Origin of the sequence: Verminephrobacter eiseniae EF01-2, assembly GCF_000015565.1 — a bacterium.
GTDB classification, from domain to species: domain Bacteria; phylum Pseudomonadota; class Gammaproteobacteria; order Burkholderiales; family Burkholderiaceae_C; genus Acidovorax; species Acidovorax eiseniae.
In genome coordinates, this window is sequence record NC_008786.1 from 5,100,436 (window position 1) to 5,112,925 (window position 12,490).

Consider the following 12,490-nt stretch of genomic DNA (forward strand, 5'->3'; position numbering starts at 1 on the left):
GTGCTCAGACACCGAGATAGCGGTGCCAGAGCGCGCGGTCTTGCGCCAGCGCACCTGAATCGCCTTCCCAGGCGACACGGCCGCGTTCGAGAATGGTGTGGCGATCAACGAGCTCGATGAGTCGCTCGACGTACTTGTCGATCACCAGAATGCTGAGCCCCGTCTCGCGCAACAGTGCGAGGCTGCGCCAGATCTCGGCGCGCACCAGGGGCGCGAGTCCCTCTGTGGCTTCGTCAAGGATCAACAGACGCGGGTTGGTCATCAGCGCGCGGCCGATGGCCAACATCTGCTGCTCGCCGCCGGAGAGCTGGTTGCCCATGTTGGCGGCCCGCTCAGCCAGGCGCGGAAACATTGCCAGCACGCGATCGAGCGTCCAGTGGCCGGCGCCCGATCGGGTGGCGGCAAACGCCGTGAGGTTCTCGCGCACGCTCAGGTTCGGAAAGATCTGCCGCCCCTCGGGCACGACCGCAATGCCCAGCCGCGCGATCTCGCTCGTCGACAAGCCGTCGATGCGCTGGCCGAGGAAGCGGATCTCGCCGCGCCGGGGCGGCGTCAGCCCCATGACCGAGCGCACGAGCGTGGTCTTGCCCATGCCGTTTCTGCCGAGCAAGGCGTGCGCGCAGCCCGCCTGGATCTGCAGGCAAACCTCGGACAGCACCTGGCTTTGTCCGTACGCGGTGTCGATGTCGATGATGTCCAGCAGTGCAGTCATCGGATGTCCTCCCCGCCCAGATAAGCTTGCACGACATCCGGGTTGCAGCGGATCTCCTGCGGTGTGCCTGTGGCAATGACGCTGCCGTAGACGAGCACGGAGATGCGGTCGGCCAGGCGGAACACGGCATCCATGTCGTGCTCGACGAGCAGCACGGCGACGTGCCCGCGCAGGCGTTCGACCATCTCGACCATGCGGCTCGATTCCTGCGGGCCCATACCGGCCATCGGCTCGTCGAGCAGCAACATGCGCGGCGCGGTGGCCAACGCAATGCCGACTTCCAGCAAGCGCTGGTCGCCGTAAGACAGGCTCTGCGCAGAACGCAGTGCGTGTTCGGCCAACCCCAGCCGGTCCAACACGGCCGCGGCTTCGTCGCGCAGCGCGGTGTCGCGCACGACCGGACGCCAGAACGAAAAGCTGTGCCCGCGCCGCGCCTGCACGGCGAGCGCCACGTTGTCCAACACACTCAGGCGGCGGAACACGTTGGTGATCTGGTACGAGCGGGCAATGCCGCGCTGCACGCGCGCGCTGGCCGGCAGGGCCGTCACGTCGTGCGTGTCCAGCGTGATCGTTCCGGCATCGGACGCCAGCGTGCCGGCGATCTGGTGGATCAGCGTGGTCTTGCCGGCGCCGTTCGGCCCGATCAGGGCATGCACCTCGTCGCGCCGCACCTGCAGGTGCAGGTCGTCGGTCACGCGCAGCGCACCGAACTGCTTGCGCAGCCCTTGGATTTCCAGCAGCGGCTCAGACATGCTGCGCCTCCTTGCGCGCGCTGCCGGGCAAGTTCCAACCGGCCACGCGGGCGAGCACCAGTGCGAGCAGCAGGATGCCCAGCGGCAACTGCCAGCGTTCGGTGTAGTGAGACAGCACCTCCTCCAGACCGAGGAAAACGGCGGCGCCGACCACACCGGCCCACGGGCGGCCGAGTCCCCCGATGATCACCATGACCATCAACATGCCCGATTGCGACCAGTGCATCACCGACGGACTGATGAAACGATTGAGCTCAACGTTGAGCACGCCCGCCAGGCCGCACAGCACCGCAGCGATCACGAAGGCCACGAGCTTGTAGCGGTAGACCGGAAACCCGATGGTGCTCATGCGGGTTTCGTTTTCGCGCACACCGATCAGGACGCTGCCGAAGCGCGACGGAATCAACCGGTGCAGCACCAACAACGCGAGAGCGAGCAGCACCAGAGCGAGGTAATAGAAGCCCATGTCGCCGCCGGTCGGCCACCAGGCTTCCCAGCCGAAGCTGGAGCGCCGGGCCATCGACAGGCCGTCGTCGCCGCCGTAGCTGCGCAGCGAGACGAAGACGTAATAGAACATCTGTGCCAGCGCCAGCGTGATCATCAGGAAGTGAACGCCCCGGGTGCGCAAGCTGATGGCCCCCATGACGGCACCCAGCAGCGCGACGATCGCCAGCGCGAGGGGCCACGCCACCCATGCGCTGCCCACGCCGTGCTGCGCGGCGATCGCCACCACATAGCCACCGATGCCGAGGAAGGCCGCGTGGCCGAAGCTGACCATGCCGCCGTAGCCGAGCAGCAGGTTCAGGCTGGTGGCAGCCAGCGCGTAGATCAGGACGCGCGTCAGCAGGCCCAGGTAGAACTCCTGCCCCGCTGCTGCGAGCAACACAGGCAATGCAGCAAGGCCGAGCCCCACCAGGAAGCTTGCAATGGCTCCGCGCTTCATCACGACGCACCCCCCGGTGCGGTGCTGCGTGCGAGCACGGGCGAGGGACGCATGCGCCGCCACTTCGGTAACAGGCTCGTCGCGCCGGGCGAGAACAGGCCCATCGGCCGGACCGCGAGCACGACGATCATCAGCAGGTACACCGACATCGATGCCAGCGCAGGCCCGAGATCGGAGACGAGCCGCGACGGGAGCACCGCGCCCAGAAGGCCGGGCAACCAGGCCCGGCCCAGCGAGTCGACCATGCCGACCAGCAACGCGGCGATGAACGCACCGCGAACCGAGCCGACGCCGCCCACGACCACGACCACGAAGGCAAGGATCAGCACTTCCTCACCCATTCCGACCTGCACCGACATCAACGGCGCCAGCGCGGCGCCCGCCAGTCCGGACAAGGCCGCGCCGAGCGCGAAGATGGCGGTGAACAGCCACCGCACGTTCACGCCCATCATCTGCACCATCTCGCGGTTGGAGGCACCGGCCCGCACCCACATGCCGACCCGGGTGCGCGCGACCATCCAGTACAGCAGCAGCGCCACTACAACGCCTGCGACGATGAGTGCGAGCCGGTACGCCGAGTAGCGCAGATCGCCGACGATGGGCACCGAGCCCGACAACGCGGCCGGCATGTCGTAGGGCAGCGGTTGCACACCCCACACGATGCGAACGGACTCGTTGAAGATCAGGATCAGCGCGAAGGTGGCCAACACCTGCGTCAGGTGATCCTGCCGGTACAGCCGCCGGATCAGCACGATCTCGAGCACCGCGCCGAACAGTCCCATGAGCAGCAGCGCACCGATGAGGCCCACGACGTAGGACCCGCTGAACGTCGTCAGTGCTGCAGCGAAATAGGCTCCCAGCATGTACAGCGAGCCGTGCGCAAGGTTGACCAGATTCATGATCCCGAACACCAGGGTCAGGCCGGCGGCGAAGAGGAACAGCATGAAGCTGTACTGCAACCCGTTGAGGAGTTGTTCGATCCCCAGCATGGGCTTGGCTCACTTGTGCTTGCAGGCCGCGCCATAGGCGTCGGTATGCTCGCCCAGGACGAGCGACTCGGTCTTGTTGTAGAGGCGCCCCTTGGGGTCGCGCGAGACGACACGGACAAAGAAGTCCTGCACCGGGAAGCGATTGGGGCCGAGGCTGAATTTGCCGCGGACCGACTTGAACCTGCTCTCGGACAAGGCCTTGCGCAGCGCCTTGGGATCGTCGGCGTTGCCTCCGGCCGCGCGCACCGCAGCGTCGATCATCATGATCGCGTCGTAGCCTTGGGAGGCGTAGAAGCTCGGCAAGCGACCGTAGGCCTTCTCGAAGCCGGCCACGAACTCGCGGCTGGGCACGGTATCGGTGTCGGTCGACCAGTGGCCGGTGTTGTAGATGCCGAGCATGGCATCGCCACTCGCAGCGAAAGTGTCCTGGTCGGCGGAGAACTGGCTCGTCAACAGGCGGGTCTTGTCCGGGATGCCTGCGGCGCGGTACTGCTTGATGAAGTTGATCCCCATGCCGCCGGGCAGGAAGAAGTACACGGCATCGGCTCTCTGTTCGCGCAGGCGCGCGATTTCCACCGCGAAGTCGAGCTGGCCCAGCTTGGGGTAGAGCTCTTCGACCACCTCGCCCTTGAAGAACCGCTTGAAGCCCGTGGTGGCATCGCGCCCGGCCGGATAGTTGGGCGCGACCAGCATCACGCGCTTGAACTCCTTGTCCTGCGCATATTTTCCGGCGGCCTCGTGCACCGCATCGTTCTGCCAGCTCACGCTGAAGAAACCGCTGTCGCATTGCGCGCCCGCATACTGCGACGGCCCCGCATTCGAACTGAGATAAACGTTGCCGTTCTCGAGCGCGACAGGTGCGGCTGCAAGCAGGATGTTCGAGTAGATGATGCCCGTGAGCACCTGCACCTTGTCCTTCTTGACCAGCCGCTCGGCGATCTGCTTGGCAGCGCCGGGATTGAACTGGTCGTCAGCCACGATCAGCCGGGTCGGCTGCCCGCCGACCTTGCCCGAGAGCTGCTTGACGGCCAGCTCGATGCCGTCCCGCATGTCGACGCCTGGCACGGCCTGGGCACCGCTGAGCGTCGTCATGACGCCGATGCGAAGTTCTGCGGCGCCGGCCGCGGCCATGCCGGTGCACGCCATGAGTGAAAGGCCCCAACGGGTGATTCGTTTCATCGCCGATCTCCTTTAGAAATCTTGTGCTTGCATCGCTCGATCGCAGGAGCTCAGGGTTCGGGCGGTGCGCCGGCCCAGGCACGCGCCAGCAGTCCGACAATGGCTTGGCGGTGCAGCGGGCGCGGGTTCGCGTACGGGTTGGTGAGCGCCAGGTCGGCCACGCGATCGAGGGCGTCGACGGTCACACCCAGGTCGCGCAACGCAGTGGGCGCACCGAGTTCCTTGGCGAGTTCATGCAGGCCCCTGCCGGCCTCGGGCCGACCCAGCGCGCGCGCGATGCGGCGCATGGCCTCGGGCACGGCCGGGGCGTTGTAAGCCAGGGTGTGCGGCAGCATCACGGCATGGGTCTGCGCATGGGGCAGGTCCAGGCTGCCGCCGAGCACGTGGCACAGCTTGTGATGCAGCGCCATGCCCGCCTGGCCCAGCACGGTGCCGCACAGCCAAGCGCCATACAGGCAGTCGCTGCGCGCCGCGAGATCGTGCGGTGCTACAGCCACACGCGGCAGGCCATCGGCCAGGGCGCGGATGCCCTCCTCGGCCATCAGGTCGAGCACGGGGTTGCCGTCGTGCGCATACAGCCCTTCTGCGGCATGCGCGATCGCGTTCAGGCCGCTGGCGATCGACAACGCCACCGGCAGCGCCAGCGTCAGCTCGGGGTCGTACACCACGGTGCGCGGCAGCACGCGCGCGTCGTGCCCGGTTCTCTTTGCGCCGCCTTCGGTCAATCCGTAGATGGGCGTCATTTCCGAGCCGGCGTAGGTGGTCGGCATGGCAACGATCGGCAGGCCCATGTCGAGCGCGATTGCCTTGGCCAGGCCGATGGTGGAGCCACCGCCGAGCGCCACGACACCATCGGCGCCGAGTGATGTGGCGTACGCGCACGCCTTGTGCGCCACCTCGACGGGGACATGCATGCGCGCACCATCGAACACACCCACGCAGCGCTCACCCAGCAGGGCCGCGGCCGCCTCGGCCAGAGCCGATTGATTCGGGGTGCACAGCACCAGCGCGCGTTCGATTCCCAACGCCGCTACTTCGTCCGTAAGACGTGCGCGACTGCCCGGAGCAAACACCACCCGCGCGGGCGATGCGTTGTAGACGAAGTCACGCATGGTTCGAGACCTCGCCAGGCACGTAGTCGACCTGATAGCGCGCCACCCGCAGGCCCTCGAGTTCGCGCCTGACGCGCAGATGCTCGGGGTGCTCGGCATAGGCCGCGAGTGCTTGCGGCGATTCGAACTCGGTGTACAGAACCACGTCGCAGGCGTAGTCGACGCCGCTTACGTCCAGGCCGACTTCCAATGCCAGCAGACCCGGAATCAGCGAGCGCAAGCCTTTGAACTGCTGCTTGACCTTCTCGCGCGTGGCGCGCCGCGCCTCGGGCGTGTCGCCCGAGACCTTCCACATGACCACATGCTTGATCATGGGGTCAGCCCTCCTTGCGCGCCGGGTTCAGCACGAAGTCGAAGTCCAGGGTCGAGAACGGCGTGTCGAGCATCCGGCCATCGGGGGCCGGCCCGCCCTCGTGGTGAACCCAGTCGGCCACCAGGGACGAACGCACGCCGAACACGGCATCCGAGTCCAGGTACGGGTCGCCGTCGCGGAACACGTGGGTCACGAGGGTTTCATAGCCCGGCGCGCTGATGCGGAAGTGCAAGTGTGCAGGCCGCCACGGGTGGCGGTTCAGCGCGTCCAGGAGCTGCCCGACCGGCCCGTCGTGCGGAATCGGATAGGGCGTCGCCACGATGCCGAGGAAGTGGTAGCCGCCATCGGGCGCCGAGCGCAGCGTGGCACGTGCGCGGTGCTCGTCGAACGCCTCGTACTGCACGTCGTACAGGCCCTTGGCATCGGCCTGCCAGACCTCGATCACGGCCCCCGCGACCGGCTCGCCGGCCAGGCCGCGGATGCTGCCGCGCACAAAGCAGGGCTCGCCCTCTGCCCCGTTCGCCACATCAGCGCCCAGCGGTCGTTCGGGAGAGCCTTCGACGTGGAACGGGCCGAACACCGTGGCCTCGGTGCAGCCCACAGGTTTGCGATGATTCTGAGCGGCCACCAAGGTCGACAGGCCCAGCGTGTCGGACAGCAGGATGAACTCCTGCCGGGTCGGACTGCAGGTGTGGCCGACGGCTGTGAGGAACTCGATGCCCGCCACCCATTCGGCCTCGGTCAGGTCGACCTCCCGCGCAAAGCCGTGCAGATGCCGCACCAGACTGGTCATGACCGTCTTCAGGCGTCGGTTCGTCGTTTTCGCGTGGCGCGCGATCACCGCCTGGGTGATCGTTGTCTCGTCGAGGTTTCGCATTCGTGGGCTCCTGTGCCTCCCCTGCAAAAAGCGCATGCGAGGAGGTTCGAAGCGAATGCTATGGATGACTCGAATGGAAATATATGACGATAATGAAAATGACATTTTCATTGGGCGGAAGAATCCCATGAGTCACTGGACCGAGTACGAGTTCTTCGTGCGGGTGGTGGAGCTGGGCAGCCTGAGCAAGGCGGCCGAAGCCATGGGCTTGTCGAACCCGTCGGCCAGCCGCCATCTCGCGGCCCTGGAACGCCGCCTCGGCGCGAGGCTGATCGAACGCAGCACGCGCCGCCTGTTCGTGACGGACGTCGGCCAGGACTTCTACCGCTGTTGCAAGAGGGCCCTGGACGACATGCAGGAGGCCGTCGAGGCGGTCAACGCGACCACGTCCAACCCGGTGGGTGTGCTGCGCGTGACCGCGTCGCTGTCGCTGTCGATGCAGCACATCGCGCCGCTGCTACCGGCATTCGCGCAGCGATACCCCAACATCCGCGTGAAAGTGGTCGCAGCCAATCGCTACTACGACATCATCGACAACAACATCGACGTGGCGCTGCGCACGCGCGAGTCCGAACCGGACTCGAGCCTCGTGATCCGAAGCCTGGCGACCACGCGGCGCGTGCTGGCCGTCTCACCGGCCTACCTCGAGCGCCACGGTGCGCCCCGCCACCCGCGGGAATTGGCGGAGCACCGGTTGCTGCTGTACACGTACCACGCCCCCGACTCGCTGACCTTCCAGCGCGGCGACGAGGCCGTGACGATTCCAACCAAGCCCATGCTCGAAGCCAACGACGGCCAGGTCCTGCGCGTGGCGGGCGTGCAAGGGCTGGGGATCATGGTGCAACCGATGTACGTGATCTACGACGACCTGGTGGCGGATCGCCTGATTCCGGTCATGACCGACTGGAAGCTGCCGCCGATGTCGGTCAACATCGTCTATCAGCACCGCCGCCTCGTCCCGGCGAAGACCCGCGCCTTCATCGACTTCCTGGTGGAAGACTTCCAGCGGCAGGATTACGAAAGGCGTTGGGCTTCAATGATGGCGGGTCGCGCCGACCGGGTCGCCCCGTGACCGTGTGGCCGTAGAGGGGCCTCTGACGAAGACGTCTAGTGTCGCGTCACCGATCATCTGTCGGTCTGCGCTGGCCATCGAAGCGCATCGCGGCGTTGCATCGCTTGCCAATACGCTCGGTATTGGCTGCGCGATGCGCCTTGCGCTGCGCTCCGATGGCTGCGCGCAGCCTACGACATCTGATCCGTGACGCGACACTAGGGCCAGTCATCCGGTGCGCGGGCTTGCGCCCGGTTCGTCAATCCACCTTGTCCGGTGCCGACTGTTGCCGCAGCCCCGCCGGCCGTCTGGGTTCCTCCGCGTCCACTCGTCGCGGCGACCGCAGTCGTCGGCACGGTGGCGGCGTCTGGGCCTCGAGGGCCTTTACTTGCGCCTGATCGGGCTCCTGGCAGCGCTTGCGATGGCGCTCGAATCCGCAGATGCGCATCGCTCGATGCGTGTCATCGGGGTCACCAGCGCGGGCGGGTGAATTTTGCAGGGCCGACTACAACGAGGTACGTCCCCACAGCAGCCTGCAATACGCGACCCCGGCGGAGTTCAAACTGGAACTCTGCAAAGAACTGCAACCCGCCGTCTTCCAGGAAAAACTGTCTCGATCAAACCGAGCAGGTCACGGTAAGACTCGGGAAGCCTCCACGCGTCGCATGCCTGAAGGTGCGCCCGAATCGCCGTTGGGTACAACTATTGGCGCTTCTCCAGTTGCTGTTCAACGCATTCAAGCAACGCAGAGGCTGCGAGCGATGGACGGGTGGCGGTGCGTTGCACTAGCCAAAGCTCCACCGGATACTTTGGGGCACCTCGAATTTCAACGAGCACAAGGCCCAAGTGCCGAGCGAAATCGCAGATGTAGCCGGGAACGACAGTGATGCCGAGGCCCGAGCGGACCATTCCCAGCACCGATGTCACCATGCTTGCTTCAATCTTGAAGTGAATGTCGAGATGGAGCTGTTCGCAGATTCGATCGATGCTGCGGCGCACGTTATAAGCACTGTGCAGCCCAATGTGGTCGTACTTGGCGAGCTCGGACCAAGACACCTTTTCCTCTTGCGCGAGAGGATGGTCAGATGTGCAAACGGCATACATAAAGTCCCGAAAGATGGGCCGCGTTGCCAATTCTGCATCCTTCACCTCAAGTGAGACGATGCCCATGTCCACCTTGCCATGGCGAACGTAGGTGATGGTCTCGTCCGTGGACAGCTCATAGAGGTCGAGCTTGATGCCAGGGTAGTTGCGGTGGTAGCTGGCCAGTGGATCACCTAAAAGGCCATACATCACCATGGGCGAAGCCGCCACACCCACGATGCCACGTTCCAGGGAACGCAGGCTGGACATGCTGCGTTCTGCGGCGCGCACTGTGCTCAGAATCTGTTGCGCGTAGGTATAGAAATCAGCAGCCCCCTCGCAGGGCGTGACGCTGCGCGTCGAGCGCTCGAACAGTGGTTGTCCGACCTCGCTCTCAAGCTCCGCACACAACTTGCTGACAGCCGACTGCGTGACGAACGCAGCGCGTGCCGCAGCCGTGAAGCTGCGCAGTTCGTACAGAGCGCAGAAGACGCGAAGCTGCTTGAGAGTGATGTTCATGCGCGTAGTTCAAGCCTCGCCGACAGCCTCCTGTTGCTGCACCCTGTTCGGGGCCTGCGATGGCGCCAAGCTGCGGATGGAGCCGGGTGTGCGGGAGAAGCGAACCGGGACATTGGTAGCCACCAGCGTTCCTTCGGTGGGATGCTCCACGCGCTTGAAGAAACCGGTGGCGGCCAGATGGGGATCGTCGAGAAGTTCCGGGATGCCCAGTATCCGCGAATGCGGGATATCGGCGTCCCCCAACAGATCGAGCCAAGCCTGCGTCGTGCGCTGCGTCACCACGTTGGCCAGGTCTGCATAGAGCTCGTCGAAGCAGCCGGCACGCGCCTGTGCCGTGGCATAGCGCGGGTCGAGGGCGAGCTCGTTGCATCCCGCTAGCTTGAAGAAGCGCTGCCACTGCGCGTCTGTGTACGGCAGCAAGGCGATGAAACCATCGCTCGTGCGGTACGGCTTTCGGTGCGGCGAGAGTACGCGCGCATAACCAGCGCCGCCGCGCGGTGGATCGAAGGTGTGTCCGCCCATATGCTCGACCAGCGAGAACGCCACCAGCGTCTCGAACATCGGCACTTCCAGGGTTTGGCCCTGGCCGGATTTCTCGCGTTCGTACAGCGCCATCGGAATGGCGTACGCCAGGGTCAGGCCGGCCACTTTGTCGGCCAGGATGGTGTTGATGTAGGCCGGTGCATCGCTATTGGCGCCCTGCAGCGACGCCAGCCCGCTCATGGCCTGGATGATGTCGTCGAACGCCGGCCGTCCGGCGTAGGGGCCGTCTTGGCCAAAGCCCACGGCCGAACAGTAGATGAGCCGGGGATTGCGTGCGCGCAATGCCTCGGCACCGAGGCCCAGGCGGGCCAGCGCCTGCGGGCGCACGTTGGAGACAAAGACATCGGCGCCGTCAGCCAGCCTCAGGAGCTCTTCGCGGTCTGCAGCTTGCTTGGCGTCCAGCGTCACGCTCTGCTTGTTGCGGTTCAAATTGAGGTACACGGCACCCATGCCCGTGTGCACCGAGGGGCCGGCTGTCCTGAAGACGTCGCCCTCGGGGGGCTCCACCTTGATGACCTCGGCGCCCATGTCCCCCAGGATCTGGGTGGCGAAGGGCCCCATGCCGACGGTGCTCATGTCGAGCACGCGCACCCCCGTGAGCGGCCCTGCGCTGCCAGTGGGCTGCGCGCTCACGGTGCAACCCCTTCGCGCTTGCGCGCCAGAAACGGGGCCATGAACTCGCGGGGTTCATTCGTTTCGAAGGACGCACCGAACATCTGCACGCTACGGTCCAGTCCGACCGGGATCGAGTCGCTTTCCCAGTGGCGCAGCAGCGTCTTCTGTGCACGAACAGCACGCGGTCCGCTGGCCGCGATGGGTGCGACGCTGTGCTCGACCAGGGCGTCGAGCTGGTCCAGCTCGCACGTGAATTCCAGGAAGCCCCATTGCTTGGCCTGCTCGGCGTTGACAGTTTCGCCAGTCAACAGCAACCAGTTGGTGGGGCCTGGGCCGATGATGGCGGGCAGCAGCACCGCATGGATCACCGAAGGAATGCCGATGCGCACTTCCGGCATGCCGAATACGCCGTTGTGTGCGCTCAGACGGATGTCGCACGACGCCGCCAGTTCAAGACCCGCACCGAGACACAGGCCGGCGATGCGCGCAATGGTGGGCACAGGGATTTCGCGCACGGCATCGCAAAGGTCGCGCAGGCAGGAGATGAAGGCACGTGCGCTCGCCGGTTCGAGTTCGGCCATCTCGAAGATGTTGGCGCCGCCCACGAAGGCCTTGTCGTTGATGCCGCGCAGGACTACCGCTTTGGCGTCGGGCTGCGCCGCGATCCAGCGGCAGGCCTGCGTCACGCCAAGAGTCACGGGCGTGGACAGGATGTTCAGGCTCTTGATGCCCTCGATGTGCAAGGTGTAGATGCCGCGTGCGTCGCGCGTGACGCGGCTGTGCCGGAACTCAGGTATGGCTGTGTTCATGTGTTCGATCTCCGAGTGAATGCCGCTCATGCGGCTGCTTGCAGCAGGCCCAGCGACCGCTGCGTGGTGATGGCCAGGTGGTAGACGCGCTTGAGATACAGGTGGGCGTCGTGCTCCCATGCGAAACCGATGCCGCCATGGACCTGTATGGCGAGCTTGCAAGCCCGCCGGCCGGCGCTTACCGCGAGTCGGTGCGCGGTGCCGGCGAGGTCCGGCGCGAGCGTGCCGTCCGCAGTTGCGCTCAGAAGTGAGCGCAGCGCATACCGGGCGTTGTCTAGCCCCATCCAGGCATCAACCAGTGCGTGCTTGACGGCCTGGAACTGGCCGATCGGTCGGCCGAACTGTTCACGCTCTTTGGCGTAGGCGATCGCCATATCGAGCGATGCGCCTGCCGCGCCCACCAGATGGGCCAGTTCGAAGGCGAAGTGGCGCTGGAGCACCGGCAGCACCACCTGGGATGTCAACGTGCCGGCGGTCACAGCCACCTGACCCAGTCGTCCCAGGCCGATGGTGGGGTCCATGCCCGGCAGCACGGCCACGGTGGACGGCGCATGGCGTTCCAGGCGCCAGGCGCCGTCTTCCACAGGCAGCAGGTGCAGGTATTGCGCGGCCTCGCCGAAATGCTCGATCCAACCGTCGTCCTGTTGCACTGAGCTGCACCGCACACTGGCGGGGAAGTCGCGCAGTGGCGACACCAGCCCATCAGCCAGCAGGCGGGCATCAGCTTCCAGCAGCGGCATGAGCAGGAAGGCCGTGCTGGCGTAGGGCAATGTCATCAGCGAGCGGCCGGTGATCTCGCCCAGCAGCAGTGTGTGGGCACCGTTCTCCTGCTGAAAGTCTCGGCAGCCGGCGTCGAGCCAGCCACCATCCGCCAGTTCGCTCCACAGCGCCTGCTGTGCTGGTGCGTCGCAGGGCAGTGCCTTGCGCGCTTGGGCAATGGGATGCCGTTCACCCACGAGCCGGCCGAAGGTGGACAACAGAAGGGTTGTCATT

At 65.8% G+C, this 12,490-nt stretch carries 14 protein-coding genes; 2 read left to right on the plus strand and 12 right to left on the minus strand.

Annotated features, from left to right (window positions below):
- Positions 1 to 4: 4 nt before the first annotated feature.
- The 8 genes from VEIS_RS22295 to VEIS_RS22330 are packed head-to-tail and all read right to left on the minus strand — an operon-like array spanning position 5 to position 6,877.
- The gene (locus VEIS_RS22295; RefSeq protein WP_011812287.1) at positions 5 to 712 is read right to left on the minus strand and encodes an ABC transporter ATP-binding protein; all 708 of its coding nucleotides are present in this window, start codon (positions 710 to 712) and stop codon (positions 5 to 7) included.
- Complete coding sequence (locus tag VEIS_RS22300; protein WP_011812288.1) at positions 709 to 1,464, minus strand: ABC transporter ATP-binding protein; 756 nt, start codon at positions 1,462 to 1,464, stop codon at positions 709 to 711. The genes VEIS_RS22295 and VEIS_RS22300 overlap by 4 nt, the downstream gene beginning before the upstream one ends.
- Positions 1,457 to 2,470: a branched-chain amino acid ABC transporter permease gene (locus tag VEIS_RS22305; RefSeq protein WP_232287780.1), complete on the minus strand. Its 1,014-nt coding sequence runs from the start codon at positions 2,468 to 2,470 to the stop codon at positions 1,457 to 1,459. Before VEIS_RS22305 ends, VEIS_RS22300 begins: the two co-directional genes overlap by 8 nt.
- Complete coding sequence (locus VEIS_RS22310) at positions 2,407 to 3,396, minus strand: branched-chain amino acid ABC transporter permease (protein ID WP_011812290.1); 990 nt, start codon at positions 3,394 to 3,396, stop codon at positions 2,407 to 2,409. Before VEIS_RS22310 ends, VEIS_RS22305 begins: the two co-directional genes overlap by 64 nt.
- A 9-nt stretch (positions 3,397 to 3,405) precedes the next feature.
- Positions 3,406 to 4,575, minus strand: a complete 1,170-nt coding sequence (locus VEIS_RS22315; RefSeq protein WP_011812291.1) for an ABC transporter substrate-binding protein — start codon at positions 4,573 to 4,575, stop codon at positions 3,406 to 3,408.
- Between the two features lie 50 nt (positions 4,576 to 4,625).
- Positions 4,626 to 5,687, minus strand: coding sequence for a maleylacetate reductase (locus VEIS_RS22320; RefSeq protein WP_011812292.1), 1,062 nt, complete (start codon positions 5,685 to 5,687; stop codon positions 4,626 to 4,628).
- Positions 5,680 to 6,000, minus strand: a complete 321-nt coding sequence (locus tag VEIS_RS22325; protein WP_011812293.1) for a Dabb family protein — start codon at positions 5,998 to 6,000, stop codon at positions 5,680 to 5,682. The genes VEIS_RS22320 and VEIS_RS22325 overlap by 8 nt, the downstream gene beginning before the upstream one ends.
- A gap of 4 nt (positions 6,001 to 6,004) precedes the next feature.
- Positions 6,005 to 6,877: an intradiol ring-cleavage dioxygenase gene (locus VEIS_RS22330; RefSeq protein WP_011812294.1), complete on the minus strand. Its 873-nt coding sequence runs from the start codon at positions 6,875 to 6,877 to the stop codon at positions 6,005 to 6,007.
- Positions 6,878 to 7,004: 127 nt separating this feature from the next.
- On the opposite strand from VEIS_RS22330, the gene VEIS_RS22335 reads away from it, so the two are divergent.
- Complete coding sequence (locus tag VEIS_RS22335; protein ID WP_011812295.1) at positions 7,005 to 7,949, plus strand: LysR family transcriptional regulator; 945 nt, start codon at positions 7,005 to 7,007, stop codon at positions 7,947 to 7,949.
- Between the two features lie 38 nt (positions 7,950 to 7,987).
- The gene (locus VEIS_RS29290; RefSeq protein WP_011812296.1) at positions 7,988 to 8,326 is read left to right on the plus strand and encodes a hypothetical protein; all 339 of its coding nucleotides are present in this window, start codon (positions 7,988 to 7,990) and stop codon (positions 8,324 to 8,326) included.
- 304 nt (positions 8,327 to 8,630) lie between these two features.
- Here VEIS_RS29290 and VEIS_RS22340 read toward each other — a convergent pair whose 3' ends face one another.
- The 4 genes from VEIS_RS22340 to VEIS_RS22355 are packed head-to-tail and all read right to left on the minus strand — an operon-like array spanning position 8,631 to position 12,489.
- On the minus strand, positions 8,631 to 9,530 hold the full coding sequence (locus tag VEIS_RS22340; RefSeq protein ID WP_011812297.1) for a LysR family transcriptional regulator: 900 nt from the start codon (positions 9,528 to 9,530) through the stop codon (positions 8,631 to 8,633).
- Positions 9,531 to 9,539: 9 nt separating this feature from the next.
- Positions 9,540 to 10,649, minus strand: a complete 1,110-nt coding sequence (locus VEIS_RS22345) for a CaiB/BaiF CoA transferase family protein (RefSeq protein ID WP_049774106.1) — start codon at positions 10,647 to 10,649, stop codon at positions 9,540 to 9,542.
- A 53-nt stretch (positions 10,650 to 10,702) separates the two neighbouring features.
- Positions 10,703 to 11,497 carry an enoyl-CoA hydratase gene (locus VEIS_RS22350; protein ID WP_011812299.1) on the minus strand — a complete coding sequence of 265 codons (795 nt, stop codon included), beginning with the start codon at positions 11,495 to 11,497 and terminating at the stop codon, positions 10,703 to 10,705.
- 26 nt (positions 11,498 to 11,523) lie between these two features.
- Positions 11,524 to 12,489: an acyl-CoA dehydrogenase family protein gene (locus tag VEIS_RS22355; protein WP_011812300.1), complete on the minus strand. Its 966-nt coding sequence runs from the start codon at positions 12,487 to 12,489 to the stop codon at positions 11,524 to 11,526.
- Position 12,490: the final 1 nt, after the last annotated feature.

Excerpts from the sequence above, each read along its gene's own strand:
- VEIS_RS22295 (WP_011812287.1), bottom strand. The coding sequence starts at position 712 with ATGACTGCACTGCTGGACATCATCGACATCGACACCGCGTACGGACAA.
- VEIS_RS22300 (WP_011812288.1), bottom strand. The coding sequence starts at position 1,464 with ATGTCTGAGCCGCTGCTGGAAATCCAAGGGCTGCGCAAGCAGTTCGGT.
- VEIS_RS22310 (WP_011812290.1), bottom strand. The coding sequence starts at position 3,396 with ATGCTGGGGATCGAACAACTCCTCAACGGGTTGCAGTACAGCTTCATG.
- VEIS_RS22315 (WP_011812291.1), bottom strand. The coding sequence starts at position 4,575 with ATGAAACGAATCACCCGTTGGGGCCTTTCACTCATGGCGTGCACCGGC.
- VEIS_RS22320 (WP_011812292.1), bottom strand. The coding sequence starts at position 5,687 with ATGCGTGACTTCGTCTACAACGCATCGCCCGCGCGGGTGGTGTTTGCT.
- VEIS_RS22325 (WP_011812293.1), bottom strand. The coding sequence starts at position 6,000 with ATGATCAAGCATGTGGTCATGTGGAAGGTCTCGGGCGACACGCCCGAG.
- VEIS_RS22330 (WP_011812294.1), bottom strand. The coding sequence starts at position 6,877 with ATGCGAAACCTCGACGAGACAACGATCACCCAGGCGGTGATCGCGCGC.
- VEIS_RS22335 (WP_011812295.1), top strand. The coding sequence starts at position 7,005 with ATGAGTCACTGGACCGAGTACGAGTTCTTCGTGCGGGTGGTGGAGCTG.
- VEIS_RS22340 (WP_011812297.1), bottom strand. The coding sequence starts at position 9,530 with ATGAACATCACTCTCAAGCAGCTTCGCGTCTTCTGCGCTCTGTACGAA.
- VEIS_RS22345 (WP_049774106.1), bottom strand. The coding sequence starts at position 10,649 with ATGAGCACCGTCGGCATGGGGCCCTTCGCCACCCAGATCCTGGGGGAC.
- VEIS_RS22350 (WP_011812299.1), bottom strand. The coding sequence starts at position 11,497 with ATGAACACAGCCATACCTGAGTTCCGGCACAGCCGCGTCACGCGCGAC.
- VEIS_RS22355 (WP_011812300.1), bottom strand. The coding sequence starts at position 12,489 with ATGACAACCCTTCTGTTGTCCACCTTCGGCCGGCTCGTGGGTGAACGG.